At 62.5% G+C, this 22263-nt stretch carries 12 protein-coding genes, 1 tRNA gene, 2 rRNA genes and 1 pseudogene; 10 read left to right on the top strand and 6 right to left on the bottom strand.

From position 1 onward, the window contains the following. The first annotated feature begins 105 nt into the window (after positions 1-105). The 7 genes and pseudogenes from BR78_RS0119885 (at position 106) to BR78_RS0119910 (ending at position 7289) form a co-directional block, all read left to right on the top strand. A 23S ribosomal RNA gene (locus BR78_RS0119885) occupies positions 106-2898 on the top strand. Between the two features lie 148 nt (positions 2899-3046). After that, positions 3047-3161 (top strand): 5S ribosomal RNA (gene rrf / locus BR78_RS0119890). A 73-nt stretch (positions 3162-3234) separates the two neighbouring features. After that, a tRNA-Met gene (locus tag BR78_RS0119895) sits at positions 3235-3311 on the top strand. A gap of 187 nt (positions 3312-3498) precedes the next feature. Further along, positions 3499-3696 (top strand): annotated as a pseudogene (locus tag BR78_RS22245) (Arm DNA-binding domain-containing protein); the annotation flags it as partial. Positions 3697-3794: 98 nt separating this feature from the next. After that, positions 3795-4286, top strand: a complete 492-nt coding sequence (locus BR78_RS22250) for a tyrosine-type recombinase/integrase (RefSeq protein ID WP_231478364.1) — start codon at positions 3795-3797, stop codon at positions 4284-4286. Positions 4287-4304: 18 nt separating this feature from the next. Next, the gene (locus BR78_RS22255) at positions 4305-4727 is read left to right on the top strand and encodes a tyrosine-type recombinase/integrase (RefSeq protein WP_231478352.1); all 423 of its coding nucleotides are present in this window, start codon (positions 4305-4307) and stop codon (positions 4725-4727) included. Positions 4728-5339: 612 nt separating this feature from the next. Then, positions 5340-7289, top strand: a complete 1950-nt coding sequence (locus BR78_RS0119910) for an alpha/beta hydrolase family protein (RefSeq protein ID WP_049810784.1) — start codon at positions 5340-5342, stop codon at positions 7287-7289. Positions 7290-7547: 258 nt separating this feature from the next. On the opposite strand, the gene BR78_RS0119915 is transcribed toward BR78_RS0119910, so the two are convergent. Next, positions 7548-8674 (bottom strand): IS3 family transposase gene (locus BR78_RS0119915; protein WP_443027693.1). Its coding sequence is split into 2 segments (ribosomal slippage): positions 7548-8425 and positions 8425-8674, totalling 1128 coding nucleotides; the frame shifts between segments, so codons are not numbered across the junction. 631 nt (positions 8675-9305) lie between these two features. Here BR78_RS0119915 and BR78_RS0119925 point away from each other — a divergent pair. Continuing rightward, positions 9306-10967 carry a hypothetical protein gene (locus BR78_RS0119925; RefSeq protein ID WP_025561087.1) on the top strand — a complete coding sequence of 554 codons (1662 nt, stop codon included), beginning with the start codon at positions 9306-9308 and terminating at the stop codon, positions 10965-10967. A 664-nt stretch (positions 10968-11631) separates the two neighbouring features. Here the strand turns inward: BR78_RS0119925 and BR78_RS0119930 are convergent. Both BR78_RS0119930 and BR78_RS0119935 read right to left on the bottom strand, forming a co-directional pair. Further along, positions 11632-14121 carry a TonB-dependent receptor gene (locus BR78_RS0119930; RefSeq protein WP_331280263.1) on the bottom strand — a complete coding sequence of 830 codons (2490 nt, stop codon included), beginning with the start codon at positions 14119-14121 and terminating at the stop codon, positions 11632-11634. Between the two features lie 128 nt (positions 14122-14249). Continuing rightward, positions 14250-15830, bottom strand: a complete 1581-nt coding sequence (locus BR78_RS0119935) for a tetratricopeptide repeat-containing sulfotransferase family protein (RefSeq protein WP_231478353.1) — start codon at positions 15828-15830, stop codon at positions 14250-14252. A gap of 93 nt (positions 15831-15923) precedes the next feature. Here BR78_RS0119935 and BR78_RS0119940 point away from each other — a divergent pair, with 93 nt between their 5' ends. Continuing rightward, complete coding sequence (locus BR78_RS0119940; RefSeq protein WP_025561090.1) at positions 15924-17234, top strand: amino acid permease; 1311 nt, start codon at positions 15924-15926, stop codon at positions 17232-17234. Here the strand turns inward: BR78_RS0119940 and BR78_RS0119945 are convergent. Continuing rightward, positions 17212-18822, bottom strand: coding sequence for a phytoene desaturase family protein (locus tag BR78_RS0119945; protein WP_029937499.1), 1611 nt, complete (start codon positions 18820-18822; stop codon positions 17212-17214). The genes BR78_RS0119940 and BR78_RS0119945 overlap by 23 nt on opposite strands. A 109-nt stretch (positions 18823-18931) precedes the next feature. Next, complete coding sequence (locus tag BR78_RS0119950) at positions 18932-20119, bottom strand: aromatic ring-hydroxylating oxygenase subunit alpha (protein ID WP_029937500.1); 1188 nt, start codon at positions 20117-20119, stop codon at positions 18932-18934. A gap of 50 nt (positions 20120-20169) precedes the next feature. On the opposite strand from BR78_RS0119950, the gene BR78_RS0119955 reads away from it, so the two are divergent. Then, entirely contained in the window at positions 20170-20763 is a 594-nt protein-coding gene (locus tag BR78_RS0119955) for a TetR family transcriptional regulator C-terminal domain-containing protein (protein ID WP_029937501.1), read from the top strand. On the opposite strand, the gene BR78_RS0119960 is transcribed toward BR78_RS0119955, so the two are convergent. Next, a complete protein-coding gene (locus tag BR78_RS0119960) occupies positions 20752-22134 on the bottom strand; it encodes a M20/M25/M40 family metallo-hydrolase (RefSeq protein ID WP_029937502.1) in 1383 nt (460 codons plus the stop codon). The two genes, BR78_RS0119955 and BR78_RS0119960, sit on opposite strands and share 12 nt — an antisense overlap. Between the last annotated feature and the right edge of the window lie 129 nt (positions 22135-22263).

The following is a 22263-nucleotide window of genomic DNA, read 5'->3' on the forward strand; positions in this document are numbered from 1 at the left end:
GGCGTTGCCTGAGTGGAGACCTGGTAAAACCACGCATCACTGCTCTGCCGAGTTTCGTGTGGGTCTTATGACCCATCCAGTGTTGTCGTTGGTGGTGTGGACTCTCAAGCGTGAGGTAAGGGCAATTCGTGGATGCCTTGGCATGTACAGGCGATGAAGGACGTGGCACGCTGCGATAAGCGTCGGGGAGCTGTGAGCAAGCTTTGATCCGACGATTTCCGAATGGGGAAACCCACCTGATCCGATTATCTCGAGCGTCAGCAATGACGGTCGGGGTAATGGGAGAAAGGTATCACTTAGCTGAATAAAATAGGCTTCGTGAAGCGAACCCGGCGAACTGAAACATCTCAGTACCCGGAGGAAAAGACATCAACCGAGATTCCGTTAGTAGTGGCGAGCGAACGCGGACCAGGCCAGTGCCCTCAATTCAACTAGCAGAAGCTTCTGGAAAGGAGCGCCATAGCGGGTGACAGCCCCGTATGCGAAAGTGATGTTGAGGGACTCGAGTAGGGCGGGACACGTGTAATCCTGTCTGAACATGGGGGGACCACCCTCCAAGCCTAAATACTCGTACATGACCGATAGCGAACTAGTACCGTGAGGGAAAGGTGAAAAGCACCCCGATGAGGGGAGTGAAACAGTACCTGAAACGGATTGCCTACAAGCAGTTGGAGCCTCTTTATGGGGTGACAGCGTACCTCTTGCATAATGGGTCTGTGACTTAATGTACCAAGCAAGCTTAAGCCGATAGGTGTAGGCGCAGCGAAAGCGAGTCTGAATAGGGCGACTTAGTTTGGTGTATTAGACCCGAAACCCGGCGATCTAGGCATGACCAGGATGAAGGTGAGGTAACACTCACTGGAGGTCCGAACCGATTAACGTTGAAAAGTTACCGGATGAGTTGTGTTTAGGGGTGAAAGGCCAATCAAGCCGGGAAATAGCTGGTTCTCCGCGAAAACTATTGAGGTAGTGCCTCGGACGAATACCATAGGGGGTAGAGCACTGGATGGGCTAGGGGGTCGCGAGATCTACCAAACCTAACCAAACTCCGAATACCTATGAGTACTATCCGGGAGACAGACGGCGGGTGCTAAGGTCCGTCGTCAAAAGGGAAACAGCCCTGACCTACAGCTAAGGTCCCCAAGTCATCACTAAGTGGGAAAGCATGTGGGAATCCCAAAACAACCAGGAGGTTGGCTTAGAAGCAGCCATCCTTTAAAGAAAGCGTAACAGCTCACTGGTCTAAACAAGGGTTCCTGCGGCGAAGATGTAACGGGGCTAAAGTGATGCACCGAAGCTTAGGATGTGATCGCAAGATCACGTGGTAGCGGAGCGTTCCGTAAGCCTGTGAAGCAGTCTGGTAATGGGCTGTGGAGGTATCGGAAGTGCGAATGCAGACATGAGTAGCGATAAAGAGGGTGAGATGCCCTCTCGCCGAAAGACCAAGGGTTCCTGCGCAAGGCTAATCCGCGCAGGGTGAGCCGGCCCCTAAGACGAGCCCGAAGGGGGTAGTCGATGGGAACCACGTTAATATTCGTGGGCCTGGTGGTGTGTGACGGATCTCGTGTGTTGTACGATCTTATCGGATTGATCGTGCTTCGAAGAGGTCCCGGGAAATAGCCCCACCGTATAGACCGTACCCGAAACCGACACAGGTGGTCAGGTAGAGTATACCAAGGCGCTTGAGAGAAGTGTCCTGAAGGAACTCGGCAAATTGCCTCCGTACCTTCGGAAGAAGGAGGCCCTTGTTCTGCGCAAGCAGTTCAAGGGGGCACAGGCCAGGGGGTAGCGACTGTTTAGCAAAAACACAGGGCTCTGCTAAGTCGGCTTCAAGACGACGTATAGGGTCTGACGCCTGCCCGGTGCCTGAAGGTTAAGTGGAGGGGTGCAAGCTCCGAAATGAAGCCCAGGTAAACGGCGGCCGTAACTATAACGGTCCTAAGGTAGCGAAATTCCTTGTCGGGTAAGTTCCGACCTGCACGAATGGCGTAACGACTTCCCCACTGTCTCCAGGACATGCTCAGCGAAATTGAATTCTCCGTGAAGATGCGGAGTACCCGCGGTTAGACGGAAAGACCCCGTGCACCTTTACTGCAGCTTCAGAGTGGCATTAGGAAGGAACTGTGTAGAATAGGTGGGAGGCTTTGAAGCATTGGCGCCAGCCAGTGTGGAGCCACAATGTGAAATACCACCCTGTTGTTTTCTGATGTCTAACCACGCACCGTCATCCGGTGCTGGGACCCTCTGTGGCGGGTAGTTTGACTGGGGCGGTCGCCTCCTAAAGAGTAACGGAGGCGCGCGAAGGTTGGCTCAGGCCGGTTGGAAACCGGCTGTTAGAGTGCAATGGCATAAGCCAGCCTGACTGCGAGACTGACAAGTCGAGCAGAGACGAAAGTCGGTCATAGTGATCCGGTGGTCCCTCGTGGAAGGGCCATCGCTCAACGGATAAAAGGTACGCCGGGGATAACAGGCTGATAACCCCCAAGAGCTCATATCGACGGGGTTGTTTGGCACCTCGATGTCGGCTCATCACATCCTGGGGCTGGAGCAGGTCCCAAGGGTTTGGCTGTTCGCCAATTAAAGTGGTACGTGAGCTGGGTTCAGAACGTCGCGAGACAGTTTGGTCCCTATCTGCCGTGGGCGTCGAAATTTGAGAGGAGTTGACCCTAGTACGAGAGGACCGGGTTGAACATACCTCTGGTGTACCAGTCGTCGTGCCAACGGCGCAGCTGGGTAGCTATGTATGGACGGGATAACCGCTGAAAGCATCTAAGCGGGAAGCCTCCCTCGAGATAAGATTTCTTAGGACGGTCGAAGACCACGACCTTGATAGATCGGATGTGGAAGTGCGGTAACGCATGGAGCTAACCGATACTAATTGTCCTATTCGCGCTTGAGAGTTCCACCATCAATGACAGCTCTGGCTGACATTCTGGTCGGATGATCCAGTCGCAGCTTTATTCAAACCCGTGTGCACGGTATCGATTTGAAACCCTGATTTGCGCCCAAAGGGCAGCCCAGGCTGCCCGTCGCACGGGCTCCATTGCCTGGTGGCTATGGCGTCTGTGAACCACCCGATCCCATCCCGAACTCGGCCGTGAAACCAGACAGCGCCGATGGTACTATCGCTCAAGCGATGGAAGAGTAGGTCGTCGCCAGGCATTGCAGCCCGTGCGAAACGCAAATCAGCAAAAACCCATTCACAAGTTAAGCGACCTCCGGTCGCGCCCATGGCGCGGGATGGAGCAGCCCGGTAGCTCGTCAGGCTCATAACCTGAAGGTCGCAGGTTCAAATCCTGCTCCCGCAACCAAGGTCGTAATAATCAAACCGTCTCGGGACATCCCGGGGCGGTTTTTTTGTGCCCTTTTTCTGTGGCTTAAGCCGAGTCGCGAAGCCCCAGAGCGTCCCTCCGGATGCCGCCGGATGCCACTGCGTCGATTTGCATTTGGGGGTATTTTCGGGGGTAATACCGCAGACAACCTGCGGAGTACCGCCAAATGGCTCTCAAGGAACTCGAAGCCCGCTACGCAACGAAACGCGCAAAGGACTACAAGCTTGCCGACGGCGACGGCCTCTACCTGCTCGGCCGGCCCAACGGCTCGAAGCTGTGGCGCTTCAAATATCGGTTCGACGGCAAGGAAAAGCTGCTCTCGCTCGGCCGTTATCCTGAGCTCAGCCTGGCGGAGGCGCGACTGCGCCGCGCTGAGGCCAAGGTGGCGCTGGGGAAGGGCACAGATCCCGGCGCGAGGGAGACCGCGGCGCCGGTGATGACTTTCGAGGAAGCTGCCCGCGCATGGCACAAGAATCGGCTCGAGGCGCTCGACGCCGGGCACGCCTCACGATTGCTGACCGGCTCGAGCGTGATGCCTTTCCGGCGCTCGGGAGCCGGGACCTGCGTGCTGTCACCATCGGGGACGTGCTCGCCATGGTGCGCTCGGTTGAGGCGCGGGGAGCGCTCGACGTCAGCCGACGCCTCGAGCAGCATGTCAGCCAGATCTATCGCTTTGCCATTCCGCAGGGCTGGGCCGATCAGGATCCTGCCGCCTATCTCAGCGACCTCCTCAAGCCAAAGCCGCGGACGCGTCATATGGCGCGGGTAGGGCTCGGCGAGCTTCCGGCACCCGTGCGGGCGATCGACCGGTATGACGGCGAGGAAACGCCACGCCGACGCGCCGTTACCCGTGCCGCATTGCTCTTCACGCTGCTGACCTGGGCGCGCACCAACGAGACCCGTCTTGCGACATGGGACGAGTTTGAGGAACTCGCCGGTGCAGAGCCGCTCTGACGGGTGCCCGCCGGCCGCATGAAGATGGAGCGCGAGCACATCGTGCCCCTTGCTCCGCAAGTGGTGGCGCTGCTTGCCGAAGTGCGGGCATACTCCAGCCGTGGCTACGTCTTTGGCGGCGACAAGGCCGGCCAGCCCATCTCCCAGAATACCATGATCTATGCCTGCTATCGCATAGGTTATCGAGGCCGCCAGACCGTCCACGGCTTTCGCGGGCTTGCATCCACATGGGCCAATGAGGCCGAGCGCTATCGATCAGACTGGATCGAGATGGCGCTCGCCCACGCCGATCGCGACGATGTCCGCAGCGCCTACAACAGCGCACTCTATCTGACGCCCCGTCGACGCATGCTCGAGACTTGGGCCGGCGTGATAGCTGGAGCGATCGATCGCGATGAGGATATGCGATCGGACGCAGATTTCGCGCCCGCGACGGCGTGATTCGGGCCGTCAGCGGGCAGACCGCTTTCAGCCGCCCGGGCCCGGAAAGCAGACATCGTGCGCTCGAATCTCGGGGGGCTGGAACTGGGCCGTATGCGGGCTGTCGGCTTGCAGACGAACAATTGCGAAAGCTGCCGGCGAACATATGGCTATAGCTCCGCCAACTTTGCAGACTGTAAACTAGGGCCAGGCATAGCAGCCGGCAATTCCTAGCACCTCGTGCACCGGGTCGATTGCGCTCCCGTCCTCCCCTTCCTCGGATACGACGGTCGAGATGCCCGACCGCGCCACAGTCCGGATAACGTCGCGCGACACGGGATATTAAGTGATGGCTGCGTCATCGTTCTCGTTCCACGCGCCCTGGCAATTCCTGCGGAAGAGGTATTCAAGATGAGACTTCCACCAGAAGGTCAGCCACCGCTGAGCCAATCGCGTTCATAGCCGTCCTGCCATATCCAGCCGATCGCCTGGTTCTGGTCCTTATGGTCGCCCGGCGTGCCTCCGGCAGGTCGAATCATGGGCTCTTGCCCAAGCGGAAAAAAGCCGCAACTCTCGCACAGGATTGGGGGGACAAGAATGACTTCAATGCGCTGCTTGCTTGCGGTTTCCACGATGCTTTTGAGTCCCCCCGCTATGGCGCAGACCGGCGAGGAGATCGTCGCAAAGTTCGCTGCGCGCGAGACGGTGCGCGGAATCAGCCTGTCGCCGGACGGCAGCAAGGTTGCAATCATCAGCGCGGCAGGCGATCACGGCGAGGCCTTGCTGGTTGCCGATCTGGTAGCGGGGTCGGTGCCCAAGCAGATTTTAGCGGCCGGCGGCAATCCCGACCGGCTGCGCTTTTGCCGCTGGGCAAGCAACACGCGGCTCGTCTGCGGCGTCTACATGATCGCGCAGGGCTCCAACGACTTGTCGTTTACGCGGCTGATCGCAGTCAATAACGACGGCAGCAAGTTGCAGGTGCTGACCGGCCGCGCCGGCAGCAATGCGCTGGGACCGATGCAGCAGGGTGGCAACGTCATCGATTTTGGCCCGGATGGTTCTGACGGTTCGGTGCTGATGACCCGCGAGATCGTACCCGAATATTCCACCGGCACGCAGCTCGCAGAGAGGCGAAGCGGCATGGCGGTCGAGTTGGTCGAGGCGACGACAATGAAGCGTCGCCTGGTCGAACAGCCGCGCAAGGGCGCGAGCGAATATATCAGTGACGGTCATGGCAAGGTGCGCATCTATGGCCTGCGCAGCTCCGACTCGTCGGGCTACCTCAAGAGCAAGGTGAGCTATTTCTATCGACTTGCCGAAAATCGCGACTGGGAACCGCTGAGTGTGCTCACGCTCGAGGGCGGGCAGGTCTCGGGCTTCGATCCCTATGCCGTCGATCCTGCGCAGAACCTTGTCTACGGCTTCGACGACAAGGATGGACGCCGTGCGCTCTACAGCATCTCGCTGGACGGCAAGCTGACGCGCAGCCTGGTGCTCGCGCACCCGCAGGTCGACGTTGACACGCTGATCCGGGTCGGACGCCAGCGCCGGGTGGTGGGCGTGAGCTATGCCACCGACCGCCGCCAGGCCGAATTCTTCGATCCCGAGTTGCGCAAGTTGCAAACCGCGCTCGCCAAGGCTCTGCCCAAGACTCCTCTGCTCGAGTGGGTCGACGCCAGCGCCGACGAGAGCAAGCTGTTGCTATGGGCCGGCAGCGATTCCAATCCAGGCATATTCTATCGCTATGACAAGGCGAAGCGCGCGCTGGAGGAATTGATGCCGGTGCGCAAAGAGCTGGCCGGCATGGCGCTGGCCACCGTCAAGCCCGTCGATTTCCCGGCGGCAGACGGGACGCGCATTCCTGGCTATCTCACCCTGCCGCCAGACAGCGACGGCAAGAACCTGCCCACCATCGTCATGCCGCACGGAGGACCCGGTGCGCGCGACGAGTGGACCTTCGACTGGCTGCCGCAATTCTTTGCGGCACGCGGCTATGCCGTGCTCCAGCCCAACTTCCGCGGCTCGACAGGCTATGGCAGCGAGTGGTTCCAGAAGAACGGCTTCCAATCGTGGCGTACCGCAATCGGCGACGTGAACGATGGCGGGCGGTGGCTGCTGAAGGAGGGCATCGCCGCACCGGGCAAGCTGGCGATTGTCGGCTGGTCCTATGGCGGTTATGCCGCGCTACAATCGGCGGTGCTCGACCCTGGCTTATTCAAGGCGATCGTCGCAGTGGCGCCGGTCACCGATCTCGAGACGCTGCGATCCGAATCCCGCCGCTACGTCAATTATCCACTGGTCGACCGGTTCATCGGCAACGGCCCGCATATCCGCGAAGGATCGCCGGCGCGTAACGCTGGCAAGATCAAGGCGCCGGTGCTGCTGTTCCATGGGGACCTCGACGAGAATGTTGGCGTCGGCGAATCCAGGATGATGCAGAACGCTCTCAAGGATGCCGGCGCCAAGGTCGACTATGTCGAGTTCAAGAACCTCGACCACCAGCTCGACAGCGTCTCCGCGCGCAAGACCTTGCTCGGCAAGTCCGACGCGTTTTTGCGGGCCGCCTTAGGCCTGCAGCCTTGAAGAAAAGGGGCAGCACCAAAGGACCTCCCCATCTTTTTTGGCAGGGCTGGCGCGGCAAAGCCGGGCAGTCGGCGCTTCAGGTGCCGCCGGCCGAGCCGCTGATGGTTGCCGGATTTGGCTCGCGCTAAATCCCCGCATCAACGGCTGTAGAACTCGACCGCCAGGTTGGGCTCCATGTGACGATGGCGACCTTCGGTCGCGTCTTCCCGAGACCGTGCTCGAGCGGCGTCGGTGACGTGCTTCCCAAAACTCCTCCAGTCATAACTGGAGTCCGGGGTTATCATCGTGCCCTTGCGGGCGGGGCTGTACAACCCGCCTGGCAGCATCGGCGGGCGTCAGCCCGCCTATCCCGCTATGCGGCCGCACATGGTTGTAATCATAGCGCCAGCTGCTCAGCACCGAGCGGGCATGGCTCAATGACGCGAACAGCGTCTCGTTCAGGTATTCGTCGCGCAAGCGACCATTAAAGCTCTCGACGTAGCCGTTTTGCTGCGGCTTGCCGGGCGCGATGTAATGCCACTCGATCTGCCGGTCCTGCGTCCAGCGCAGGATCGCCAGGCTGGCCAACTCGGTCCCGTTGTCACTCACGGTCGTCAGCGGCCTGCCGCGAGCCGCGATGATCGCATCGAGCTCGCGGGCAACACGAGCGCCCGACAGCGACGTGTCGACCACCAGCGCGAGGTTCTCGCGCGTGAAGTCATCGACCACGGCCAGGATGCGGATACGCCTGCTACACACCAGCGTGTCGCTGACGAAGTCCAGGCTCCAGCGCTGGTTAGGCCCTTGCGGCAAGGTCATCGGTGCTCGCGTGCCCATCGCCCGCTTGCGACCACGTCGGCGACGCACGCGCAGGTTCTCTTCGCGATACAGCGGCAGCGGCTTCTTGTGGTTCATGACGAGACCCTCGCGCGCCAGCATGATCCCCAGCCGACGGTAACCGAACCGGCGACGCTTGAGCGCGATCTCGCGAAGACGCGACCGCAGGTCGCCATCATCACTACGCCGATGCGCATAGCGCATCGACGATCGATCCACGCTGAGGATGGCGCACGCCCGACGCTCGCTGATGCCGAAGGTCTGTCGAACACCTTCGACAGCCCTTCGGCGAGCGGCAGGCTTCACCAGTTTTTTGAGGCAACCTCCTTCAGCACCGCATTGTCGAGCATCGCATCGGCCAGCAGTCGCTTCAGCCGCGCGTTCTCGTCCTCCAACACCTTCAGCTTGCGCGCCTGCGACACATCCATGCCGCCATAGATCGCCTTCCATTTGTAGAACGTCGCGCTGCTCACGCCGTGCTTGCGACACACGTCCGCCGTCGATGACCCAGCTTCCTGCTCACGCAGGATCGCTATGATCTGCTCCTCGCTAAACCTGCTGTGCTTCATCGTCGTCCTCCCCAATGAAGGACTCTAGCTCAAACGGGAGGAGTTTCTGGGGAGCACGTCAGTCTGCGTCGACACACTCCCAGTTATTACAACCATTCCAATACCTTGTGCAGGAATCTCAACTCCCTCCCGCGCTTCCTCGCTTTGTAAAGGCGCCCACCGGGCTCGATCACTGCTCGCCCATTATTTGGATGGAACACCTGCGCCGGGTTGTGTGCTGCGACCGGTGTGTCTGGTATCGGGATTTTCAGACGGGCAGCTTTTGGGAGCCAAGGGCGCGATAGCTGCCGTTGCGGGCCAGATGCTCGCCAGTGGCAGCGAACGCCGCAGGATCGCGCACTCAAGACTTTGCTGGTTCCCTGGCGCCAGCACGGACGGAGTGGGTCGAGCTCTATGGCCAGCGCCGCCGGGCGCGCAATCCCGGTACGTGACCGTAAGTGTGCCCGTGCCCACGAACGAGCTTATGCAGCCGTTCGTAGAGGCTATGATCATCAGCTATCGCCACAGCACTTGCGACGATCGTCGCCTCTCCGAAGCTACTTTTGAGCCGGAGCGCTCTGCGTCGTGACGCTTGAAATGTAGGATTTGGCGTGTTCTTTGTTTGTTCCAACAAGAGCGACGGAGGCATACGATGGTACATGTAACCCCTCAGGATTTTGGCGCGGTCGCTGACGGCTCGGACTGCACAAGTGCCATTCAGCAGGCGTTGGATGCGGTGTGCGCGAGCGGAGGGACGCTCAGATTCCCGGACGGTAAGTACGGTGTGACTAGCCAGATCTCGGGCACGACCGACAAGACTGTGAACATTATCGGATCGATGGGTACCGGGGAAGAGAGCTATATCAAAGTGAACGCACCCATTACCGGATCAGTGATCCAGCTGTCCTCTGCAGGCGGGGAGATCAGAGGGTTGCGATTCTACGATGATCCTGGGGAGACTTCCAGCGGGATTCAGGGTGGCAACACGGTCACCGGGGCTGCACTAGAGCTTGTCAATTATTCGCAGGGAACCGTGGAGAAGTGCCGCTTCGACTACATCAAGGGTTCTGCAATAAAAGCGATTAACCTTCAAAGATCCAACCTGAGCGGAAATTATATTCGCGGATGCGGCGACGTCGGGAATTCCGCAGTCGATTTTGCGAGCGCAAATTCGACCGGCCCCATCGTGCAGGCGACGAATTTCAGCGAGAACAAGATCGAGAGTTGCGTCGGGGCTCCATACGTCCGCCTGAACGCCTTGACCGCCGACGTGAAATTGATCGGCAATCAGTTCGAGGCTGACACAAACATTGCTGCCACGAATCAGGTTTTCGTGGAAACCGCTGGTCACCACACCCAGTTCATCGGCAACCGGTTTAGTCGGAACGATAATACCTCAGTCGTTATCGAGGGGGCAAACGCCATCCTCACGGGCGACTCGTTCGAGAGCCAGCCCACGATGGTTGGTGCGCGGCAGCTGCACGTCAAGGCCGGCGGGGCGTACGCGACTGTCACAGGGGTCCACTTTGTTGGATCGGCCGCAAGCACGGGCATCTCGATCGACGCGAGTTCGGCAGAGTATGTGAGCTTCTCCGGCTGCTCGATGTACATGAATGGAGCCGTGCTTCTGGGTGATCACTGCACCTGGACAGGTGGCAGCGTTGCCAACTGCAGAACGACGAAACCCTATGCCATTACTATAGGCAGCTATTGTACCGTTTCCGGCCTGACAATGGGCGCCTTCGACGGCCCAGGTAAGAACCTGGATTGTGGCGGCATAATCATTGCGGGCAATGGATCGACTGCGACCGGGAATGTCATCACCGGTATGGGTGGCCATGGACTCGTGAGCCAAACGCCTGCCAATATTCTGAAGGGCAACGTTCTCGCGGGAAACGGAGCCGCAGGAAGCGGAGCCGGGGTCGATCTTTATGTCACCAATCCATCTCGAGGTTTTCGCCCCGAAGATAACGTTTACGGCACAAGCAACGGGCCCCTCGCCGGACGTACGGTGCATGACGCGAGCGGGTCAACTACCGCCCCTAGTGGGGTCCCGACTACGATTTTCGCTGTGCCGGCCACTCCCGGGCTTCATGAAGTATCAATCTGGATCGGAGGCGAAGGTGGGGCCTATACGGCCGTCGCCACCATAATGCAGTCGGGAGCTAGCGGTGCCGCACCGATTTTGCTCCGCAACAACGCCGGCTCGGCGAATGTGGCCATCTCCCTCTCCGGCCCCAACGTTCAAGTGACGCAAAGCGGAGTAAGTGGTGCCACTGTGTGGTGGGATTATTCTTTCTACAGAGCGTACTGACGAGACGTGTTCCATGGAGTGGGCTCCGCCAACTCCATGGGACGCTACCGAAGTCCTGCCGACAGAGGGCAGCGTTCCGCCTCCAGACGGCGGACCGATTTGCGAGGCCGCGCGGCGCATTAGCCTTCCGCTGTCGAGTTCGCGGCTCGGGAAGCCCGAAGGCGCTCCATCAGATCCCCGAATGTAAATGGGACCGTAAGTGGGACCGAGATCCGGCCACCGAAGAAGTATCTTTGAGTATCAATCTGATAGTAGAAGGAAGTGGCGGAGAGGGGGGGATCCGAAGCTTAGGACGGCTGAGCGTCTAGGGATCGGAAGCACACCGAGTCCAGGTACCTCTGCGATGCCGGCGAGGGCGCGCTTCGGCTCGGCTCGATCCGAAGGCGTTTCATCGCGTCTTGCGATAGGTGGGGGTATAAGCCGGGTATCGGCGGCACAGGTCGCAATAACTATTTAGCGATTTCAAATAGATGTGGCGCTGATCAGATCGGAAAAGGTCCTACTCCCGCAACCAAGGTCGCTCAACACCGCAATACACCAAAGCCCCCGCCAAAAACCGGGGGCTTTTTCGCGTCCCGAACACAACAACGGCTGCACCACGCAGCCACTACACCCAGAAATCCAGATGGTGTTGCAACAGGGCCGCGGCAGTGACGCGTTTCGCCTAGAACCGCGTTCCCGCCCTTATGCCGATGGTCCGCGGCGTGATCGGGACGATGTAGGGGCGCTGATCGCACGCGCCGCATTGCTGGAAGCGCGAGATCTGGCCGCGTTCATCCCAGATATTCTGCGCGAACAATTCGAAATTCATGCGCGAGAACTCGAAACCGACCGCGAGGTTGCCGGTCGTGTAGGACTCGATTCGGCCCAACGCTGCCGCCTTGGCGACGCGGATGTCCGACGAAGCCGAACTCTGATGCGCGATCAGCCCCTGCACATAGCCGCGGCCCGATCCTATGGGCACGGAATAACGCGCGTTGCCGCTGATCTTGAAGCGCGGCGTGATTGGCAGCCGCGTGCCTTCGGGCGCCAGCACATCGCTGCCGTCACCGATGCAGATCTGCGTCGCGCAAAGGTCCTCGCGGGTCTTGGCATCGGTATACGACCCCGCGGCCGTGAGGCTAAGCCCACCCAGCAACAGGTTGGCGTCCATTTCCACCCCGCGAATGCGCGCGTCCGGGCCGTTCTGGATGATCGTGAAGCTGTTCGGGCCGAGGAAGGAGAATTGGAAGTCCTTCCAGCTCTGCTGATAGATCGCGCCGTTGAAACGCAGCAGGCCGTCGGCCAGCGTCGTCTTCCATCCCAGCTCGTAGTTGTAGAGGACATCGGTGGAATAAGGGGCGACGTCGCCGCGGCGGTTGATCCCGCCCGGCCGGAAGCCGCTCGACGCCACGGCATAGAACATCAGCGCATCGCTGGGCTTCCAGGTCAGGTTGAAACGATAGGTGACGCCTTGGTCGCTCGTCTTCTTGGGACGCAGCTCACCGCCCACATAGGTGGCGAGATTGGTGCAGGGTCCGCCTGCGACCGTCGCCGGTAGCAGCGTATTGGTGGGACTGCCGTCGAGATAGGCATCGCGCAGCGTCCGTCCGTCGGCGAGGAAACAGCCAGCGACGCCGGTGCGCGAGCTTCCGGCAGCATTGAACGGCGACGCGGTATAAGGGCGTCCGTCGGCGGGATCGACGCCCGGGTTTCTCCCGAAGCCGAAGAAGCCGATCAGCGAATTGTCGAAGATATAGGCGCGCGCCCCCGCGGTGAAGCTGAGCTTCGGCGTGAGATCGAAGCTCGCCTCGCCGAACATCGCATAGTCCTTGTCGACGCGGTGCTGCTGGGTGAGCCACAAGGTCCCCGGGGAACCATTGACCGACACGTCGGCGCCGAGATTTGGGATCTGATAATCCTGATGGATCAGATTCGACTGGCGCTGGTAGAACATGCCCGCGACGATCCGGAAGCGATCCGTGGACGGCGAGGCGACGCGCAGTTCCTGGCTGGTCTTCTTGAAGTGATCCGAACCGATCACGACCTGGCGCGGATCGATCGTGTTGCCGGCATTGTCCTGATAGTAGAAATAGCCCGCAAGCCCACCGACTGAGGCGTAGAGATTGTCATAAGCTTCGGAATAATCGGTGTAATCGCTCGAGGAATAGGTCTTGCGGTCGAGATAGGCACCGGCATAGGTCACATCCCAATTGCCGATCTTGCCCTCGATCGTCAGTGCGCCCTGTATGAAGCGGTCGCGACGGTATTCGGGATAGAAATGCTGCACCTCGAGGTCGCCGACGCTCGGATCGAAGCCATAGGTACCGTGGCTGCGCATCTCCTGGTAGAGCACTGTCGGCGTGACGGTCCAGCTGTCGTCGAGATCGACCTTGAGCGCGGCGCGGCCGCCCCACGTTTCCGTATCGTTGTAATTTTCCTCGACGAATTCGTCATTGTCGACGGTGATCCCCCCGGGCGTGGGCAGGAAGCTGCGCGTGCTCGCGACATTGTCGATATAGCCGGCGTCGCGCTGATAGAAGCCGACCACGCGGAGCGCCGCCCAATCCGAGAAAGGCGTGTTGATCATGCCCTCGATCTTGCCGCCCTGGCCGCCATGCGCGACGGTGTTCACCTCGGCATCGACGCGTCCCTCGAACGCGGTGGTCGAGGGTTTGTTGGTGATGATACGGATCGTGCCGGCCTGGCTCGACGCGCCGTACAAGGTGCCCTGCGGCCCGGCGAGGCTCTCGATCCGGGCAATGTCGTAGATATGGACGTCGAGCGTGCCGCCGATCGTCGTCACCGGCTGCTCGTCGAGATAGCTGCCCACCGAAGGCAGTGAGCCCGAATGGTTGCCGTCGCCGCCCGACGCGACGCCGCGCATGTAGACAGTGGTGACGCCCGGCGACGACGTCTGGAACGCCACCGACGGCAGCAGCTGAGTATATTCGTTGAAGTTCGAGATGTTGAGCTGATCGAGCTTGCGCGTGCCGATCGCCTGGATGCTGATCGGAACCGACTGGATGTTCTCGTCGCGCTTTTGCGCGGTGACGACAATCTCGTCGCGATCGGAAGGCAAGTCGCTGGTGCTTTGCGCATCCTGGGCTTGCGCCAGGGCTGGGAGAGTCAGGGCAGTCGAAGCGAGCAACCCGAAAATCACGGTACGGCGCATTGACACGATCATCGCAATCCCCAGCGTAACCTCAATGTCATGAGAGACTGTGCTGCGACGCAACAGGCGTCAATCGTTGCGCGGGCGTGCAGGTGCGATCCTTGGTCGACCGTGATGTTTCTGCAACGTTACAAGTTTGCCGGCACGTCCGGATAGCGTTCGATCAGCTCCCCGAGGGCATCGGTGAGCGGGCCCAGATGCGGCGCGAACGGTCGCCAGGCGCGGTCGCCGCCGGTGAAGATCGGCTGGCGCACCTGTTCGGAGCTCGCGGTGCGCACGGCGCGCTCGGTCTGGTGGAACGTGAGGCACGCCGGTTCGAAGGCAACGCCGCACGCATCGAGCAGTCGGGCTATTTCGGACTCGGTATCCGCTACCATGGCTTCGTGGACGACGCGGTGGATGCGGTCGGGCTGAACGCGGTCGAGATGGGCCATCAGCCGCACATAGTCGCGATAATAGCGTCCCATGTCGTCCAGCGCGTAGCTGAATGCCTGGCCGCGCGCGAAATGCTGCTTGAAGTTGGAGAAGCAGCAGGCGCGCGGCTCGCGCCGCGCGTCGATGATCGTGGCGTTTGGCAGGATCAGCCGGATCAGCAAGACATGCGCCCAGTTGTTGGGAAGCTTGTCGACGAACAGCGGCCGATCGGTGCGGCGCTGGACCGCGGTGCGATGCAGATATTCCTCGCCGAGTTCGCGCGCGCGTTCGGCGGTCAGCGCGGTCAGGCCGTGCGGATATTCCGCGATGCGCCGGGCGAGGGCGGGGAGATCCGGAAGCTCGGTGGTGCCCTCGATCCGGCTGTGGCTCGCGAGGATCTGTTCGACCAGAGTCGAGCCTGCGCGGGGCATGCCGAGGATGAAGATCGGATCACGCGCGTCGCTGCCCCAGCCGACGCGATCGGCGAAGAATTCCGGTGTGGCCAGTGCGATGCAATCGTCGACGAAACGCTCGGTCTCGTCAGCATCGTAGACGAGCTGCGTCCGGCGCAGCGCATTGCCCGCGGCATAATGCGCGAAGGCGCGGCCGACCTCGCGTCGATCCTCATATGCCTTGCCGAGCGAGAAATCGAGGTGGAACCGGTCTTCGTCGCTTATGCCGGGCTCGGCCTGCGCGGCTTCCATCGCAGCGATATCGGTATCGTCGAAGCGCACCGTCTTGAGATTGGCGAGGCTCCACCACGCCTCGCCCAGCGTCGGCGAAAGCGCGAGCGCCTTGCGATATGCCGCGACGCCGTCCGCCTGGCGGCCCAGGGTCTTGAGCATATGGCCGTAGCTCATCCACAATTTGGGCTGCGCAGGCGCTTCGGCGAGCACGCGTTCGTAAAGCGTGATCGCCTCTTCGAACGCGCCGAGCCGGCCGAGCGCGGCGGCCTTGAGATTAGCGTGGCCGGGATGGTCGGGCTCGGCTTCGATCAGCCGGTCGAGCTCCTCCATCGCCTCGCTCGCACGATTCTGGCGATAAAGGACGAGCGCGAGATTGGCGCGCGCCGCAGTGAATGCGGGGGCGATCTCGACTGCGCGGCGCAGCAGATTCTCGGCATCCTTTAATCGCCCGATCCGCCCGGCCAGCTCGGCGAGCATTCGGATCGCGCGCGCGTCGAACGGGTCGCGCTTCAAATAGGCCTTGAGCCCGCGTTCGGCGTCCGGAAGGCGGTTGTCGTGCAGCGCGAGCGCGGCAGCCATCAGATCGGGGGGGAAGCGCGTAGCGAGCATCGCGCGAAGATGACCACGCGGCTGTCCCGCGATCAAGCGCTCCGCGCGCTTTTCCCGCTGGACGCGCCCCTCCATCGCGGTGACAACAGGTGCGTGAGCGACACCGCATCCTCGCCGCGACGCGTGCTCGGCTTCTGGCCGGCGCTGGCGCTGGTAGTGGGGAATTTGATCGGGTCGGGCATCTATCTGCTGCCCGCGACGCTTGCCCCGCTCGGCGCCAATGCGCTGATCGGCTGGGGCGTGACGATCTTCGGGGCGATGGCGCTCGCCTTTGTGTTCGCCCGGCTCGCGGCGAAGCTGCCCTGCGCGGGCGGGCCCTATGCCTTTGCCGACGCGGCGTTCGGGCCCGTAGTGGGGTTCGCAGTCGCGTGGAGCTATTGGATCCTCGTCTGGGCGGGCAATGGCGCGCTGGCGATCGCCGTGGTGAGTGCGCTGGGCGTGCCGTTTCCGGCGTTGGCAAGCGGGGCGCCGGCCTTCGTGACGGCGCTGGTGCTGATCTGGGGGCTGGTCGCGGTCAACATCCGCGGAGTCGCGCTGGCGGGGCGCATCCAGCTGGTCACCGCATTGCTCAAGCTCGCGCCGCTCGCGGCGATCATCCTCGTCGCTTTGTGGCTGTTGTTGCGCGACGGCCAATCCGCGATCGCCGCCAACCAGCCGGTGCCGATCAGCGCCGGTGCGATCGCAGGGGCGGTGGCGCTGACCTTCTGGGGGTTCCTCGGCGTCGAATCGGCGACCGTTCCGGCCGACAAGGTCAAGGATGCGGCGCGGATCGTGCCGTTGGTGACGATGCTCGGGACTGCGTTGGCCGGGATGGTCTATGTCCTCGTCGCTGGTGCGATCGCGCTGATGATGCCCGCCGATCTGATCGCCGCATCGCCTGCGCCGCTCGCCGCATTCCTCGGGCGATCGTGGGGGGCGGGCGCGCAGCTCATTGTCGCCGTCTTTGCCGCGATCAGCGCGCTCGGGACGCTCAACGGCTTCATCCTGCTGCAGGGCGAGATGCCGTGGGCGATGGCGCGTGGCGGGGTCTTCCCCGCATGGTTCGGCAAAGAGAGCCGGCAGGGAACCCCGGCGCGCGCGCATCTGGTCTCCGGCGCGCTGGTGACGCTGGTGATGGCACTCAATTACACCGGTTCTACAGCCACGCTGTTCGCCGAGATCGCGACGATCAGCCTTGCCGCCGGAATGCTCGCTTATTTCGCCAGCGCGCTCGCCGCGCTCAAGCTGCTCGCAGGCGATCGCGCAGTGACGCTCGCGGCGATCGTCGCTGCCGGGTTCGTGCTGTGGATGATCTACGGACTCGGCCTGCGCGCGAACCTTTGGGGCCTAGGGCTGCTCGCGCTCGGACTGCCGGTGTTCCTGTGGGTGCGGCGGGCCAGCCTCAGATCGGCAACAGCCACCTGACGAGCGAGCGATCGCGCAGGATCTCGTGCGCGGCATTGTGTCCCGGCGCGCCGGTGACGCCGCCGCCGGGATGGGTGCCCGATCCGCACATGTAGAGCCCCGCGATCGGCGCGCGATAGTCGCCATGACCGAGCACCGGGCGCGCCGCCCAGAGCTGGTCCAGCGACATATGCCCATGCATGATGTCGCCGCCGACCAGCCCGAATTTGCGCTCCAGGTCGAGCGGGCTGTGGATCTGGCGGGCGATGATCGACGCCTTGAAATTGGGGGCATGCTTCGTGACGGTATCGACGATGTGGTCCGCCGCGGCCTCGCGCTCGTCGTCCCAACTCCGGCCGTCGGGCAGCACGGGGGCGAATTGCTGGCAGAACAGGCTGGCGATGTGCATCCCTTCGGGGGCGAGGCTGTCGTCGACCGAGGTGGGAAGCTTCATTTCCACGATCGGTTCGTCGGACCAGCCCTTTGCCTTCGCGCTGGTATAGGCCGCGTCCATATAGTCGAGCGTCGGCGAAATGATGATCCCGGCGGTGTGATGCTCGGCCTTTTGCTTGCCGGGGAGCACCGTGAAATCGGGGAGCTCGGAGAGCGCGAGGTTCATCCGGAAGGTGCCGGACCCGGCCTTGAAGCTATCCATGCGACGGGCGAATTCGGGGGGCATGTCCGCGCGGTCGACGAGCTGGCGGTAGAGCAAAGCGGGCCCGACATTCGCCGCGACGATCTTCGCCGCGATCTCCTCGCCCGATTCGAGGCGCACGCCGGCGACCTTCTTGCCGTCGACCAGCACTCTGGCGACCGGCGCCTCAAGGCTGATCTCGACGCCGGCCTCGATGCACGCCTCGGCCATATATTGGGTGATCGCGCCCATCCCGCCGACGCTGTGACCCCACATCCCCTTCTTGCCGTTGATTTCGCCGAAGACGTGGTGGAGCAGCACATAGGCGCTGCCCGGCGTATCCACGCTGGCGTAATTGCCGACCACCGCATCGAAACCGAACGCCGCCTGGATGTACGGGTTCTCGTACCAGCTATTGAGGAAATCGCGCGCCGATTTGACGAACAGGTCCATCACGTCGCGCTGCGCCTCGATGTCCATGGCCGCAAGCCGCTTTCCCTGCATCGCGGCGGCGAGCAAGGCGCGAACCCCGCCGCCGGCGTTGGGCGGGGTCTTGAGCGCCATGTCGCGCAGCACCTCGGCGACGCGCTCGAGGGCTTCCTCATATTTCGGGAAGGTCTCGGCATCCTTCCGGCTGAAGCGGGCGAATTCGGCCTGTGTCCGCGCGGTGCCGCCGCCGAGCTTGAGATAGCCGTCCTCGTGCGGAAAGAAGTTGCTGATCGTCCGCTCGATGATCCGCCAGCCGCGCTCGTGCAGCTTCATGTCCGCGATCACCTTGGGACGGAGCAGGCTGACGGTGTAGCTTGCGGTGGAATTGCGGAAACCCGGATGGAATTCCTCGGTCACTGCCGCGCCGCCGACGACGTGGCGCCGCTCGAGCACACGGACCTTGAGCCCGGCACGCGCCAGGTAGAATGCGCAAACGAGGCCGTTATGCCCGCCGCCGATGACGATCGCGTCGTATTTCCTGGCCATCGTTTCCCCTCAGTCGTCATGCTGAACTTGTTTCAGCATCCACCGCTCAGCGGGCGACGGTGGTGCTGGTGGCGCGGTGGACCCTGAAACAAGTTCAGGGTGACGAAAGTCAGGGATCGACCGATCGCGGCCGCCGCGACCAGCCCGGAGCCGGCGCGCGGTGCAGCCGGGCCTCGGGAATGATCGTGCGGATCTTGGCGGCGAAGCTGCGCAGGCAGACCTCGCTCGTGCCGATCGGCCCGGCAGTGTAGCTCTGCGAAGCCATGCCCTGCTGGACGCGCTCGATCAGCCAGGTGTCCTCTGCATTGACCACGCGGTTGATCCGCCAGTTGGCATAACGCACGAGTTTCATTTCGCGGCGATCATCGGGAAGCGCGAACGCCATCTCGCGCAGCACGCAACTGGTCGGCGACGTCGGCAGCCACTGCATGAAGTCGATCTGGTCGGCGTAGATGTCGAACGCCATGTTCGGCCATAGCTTGTAGTAGAGCCAGCGCCGCTGGTTCGCCTTGGGCAAGTGATCGACGCGCGGCAGATGGCGCTGGTAGAATGCCTCCCACGGATTGGCCGAGGGGCGGTCGACCAGATCGCCCGACATCTTGTCGACCCAGCCCGACGCCTCGATCGCGTAGCTCTTGCCGAACAGCCGGGTCAGCCCGTCATGCGCGACCGGGATGTGGAGATTGTCCGAATAATTGTCGCCGACATTCTTCCAGTTCACCGCGCGTTCGCGCGTGCGAACATCGCCGATCCGGCGCATATCCTCGAAACGATAGGGGGCGATTTCGGCGTCATAGGGTGCCATCATCTCGGCGACGGAAGGACCGCCATCGTCCTCCAGCCGAACGAAGACGAAGCCGCGCCAGATCGATACGTCCACCGGTACGAGCCCACTCGCATCCATGTCGAGCGCCGGATAGTCGCGCCGCATCGGCACGCCCGAGAGGCGGCCGTCGAGCTCGTAGGTCCAGGCATGGTAGGGGCAGACGAGCTTGTGCGCGCAGCCGGCATCGCCCTCGACGATCCGCATTGCGCGGTGACGGCAGACATTGTGGAAAGCGCGGATCGTGCCGTCGCGACCACGCACCGCGACGACATTCTCGCCGAGATAGCTGATCGCCCGCCAGTCGCCCGCTTCCGCAAGATCGCTCTCGTGGCACAGGATCTGCCACGACGGACGCAGGATGCGCTCGGCCTCGACGCTCAGGAATTCGGGATCGGTATAGATCCAGCCGGGCAGCGACCAGTCGGCGTCGGGATCGATGCCTGGGTTGGGCGAGGAGGCGAGGGTCGCCATGGCCGGACTCCGAGATTGCTTGTTATACGATCGTATAATAAGCTCGCGGCATGAGCAACCCCGCCTTCACGCGCGCCGAACCCGATGCGCGGCGCCAGTCGCTGATCGAGGCGACGGCGCGCGTCCTGGCACGCGATGGGGCGGCGGGGGCTTCGGTGCGGGCAATCGCGCTGGAGGCGGGCGTGTCGCCCGGGCTGGTCGCGCATCATTTCGGCGGGGTCCATGCGCTTATCGCAGCGACCTACGGCCATATCGGCGAGCAAGTATCGGCGGCGCTCGATGCTGCGGTGGCCGACGCGGGCGAGGACCCTCGGGCGCGGCTGAGCGCCTATGTCGCGGCGAGCTTCGCGCCACCGATCGCCGACCGCGCGCTGCTGGCGACGTGGACCGCATTCTGGGGGCTGGTGATCGCGCGGGGTGACGTCGCCGCGCTTCATGACGCCCAATATGCGCATTATCGCACGGAGCTGGAGGCGTTGCTCGCCGCCTGCGGGCTGGTCGCGCCGGCGACCCGGCGCGCGGCGATCGCGATCACCGCGCTGGTCGACGGGCTGTGGCTCGAGCTCTGCCTGTCGCCAACGGTGCTCGACGCGGTCGAAGCGCGCGCGATCACCGAGGCGCAGATCGCGGCGTTACTTCGATAGATCAGTGAACAGCGAGCGATAATAGACGATCGCCGGCGCAATCGCGGCGACCGGCGTGCGCTCGTTGAGCCCGTGGCTGAAGCTGTCCGATTCCTTGATGAAGACCGGGCTGGCACCGTAGCTCGGCACGCCGACCGAACGATACCACATCGAGTCGCTGGCGCCGGAGGACATGCTCGGGAAGACCGGTACGCCTGGATAGGCCTTGCTCAGTGCCTTCTCGACGGCACGCACGAAATCGGGCCGCATAGGCGAGGCGTCGGTCGCGACCGATCCTTCGGTGACGTCTTTCCACTGGATTGCCGGATCGTTGGCGACGCGGGCGAGCTCGGCCATGATGTCGGCGGGCTTGTGGCCGGGAAAGATGCGGCAGTTGATATTCGCCGTCGCGCGCTGCGGCAAAGCGTTGAGCGCATGGCCGCCCGAGACCATCGTCGGTACGCAGGTCGTGCCGATCTTGCCGATCGTGGCATAATTGGCGCGCAGCGTGGCGACGGCCTTCTCGTCGGCGGGGTTGGCGGCGAAGGCTTTCATCGCGGCGCCGGTCTCGGGTTTTTCGTACCGCGCGGCGGCGTTGAAATAGGCGCGACTGAGGTCGCTGAGCTCGGGCTGGAAGCGATACGCGTCGATCCTCGCCAGAGCAGCCGACAGCTCGGCAATGGCATTGACCGGCCGTGGCTCGGACGAATGGCCGCCGGGATTGGTTACGGTCAGCTCGAAATCGGCATAGGTCTTCTCGGCGCCCTGCCAGGTCATATAGAGCGGCTTGCCGGTCTTCTCGTCGAGCACCCCGCCGCCGCCGTCGATATTGATTACCAGCTCGGCGTTCTTGAGCTTTTCGGCGATGATCGCCGAGGTCTTCATCGTGGTTTCCTCGTCGCCCGAGAATTGCAGGATGATGTCGCGGCGCGGCTTGTAGCCCTGCTTCTTCATCTCGATCAGCGTCGCCATCGCAATCGCCGCGTCGAGCTTCATGTCGGTCGCGCCGCGGCCATAGAGATAGCCGTTCTCGACCACCGGAGTGAACGGATCGCGCTGCCAGTCCGAGGGCTTGGCCTCCACCACGTCGATATGCCCGGAGATCACCAGCGGCTTGGCCTTGGCGTCGGTCCCCGGCCAGCGCGCGACCAGATAGGCGGTGTCGTCGACCGGGGTGACGGTCACTTCATTTGCCGCGAAGCCGCCGGCGACGAGCTGCTCCTTGAGCCATGCCGCAAGCTGCGGGGTCTGGTTGCCGGGTCCCTGTACACTGCGAAAGGCGATCGCGCGCTTCGCGATGTCGAGCGCGTGCGCTTCCGTATCGCCGGCTTGGGCGGAAGCGATGCCGGGGAGCAGGGCGAGGGCACAGACGGCGGAACAAAGCAGCTTCATGGGCGGGGTCCCGCAAAGAGGTGGGAGGCAAGCATAGGCACTGGCGCCGATCGGGGGCAAGCGCTCGCGGACATCTCGTCGAAACGACGTGCACCGGCGGTTTTGATGTCCGATTTCCGGACGACGCAA

The organism is Sphingomonas sp. UNC305MFCol5.2 (assembly GCF_000712135.1).
GTDB lineage: Bacteria > Pseudomonadota > Alphaproteobacteria > Sphingomonadales > Sphingomonadaceae > Sphingomonas.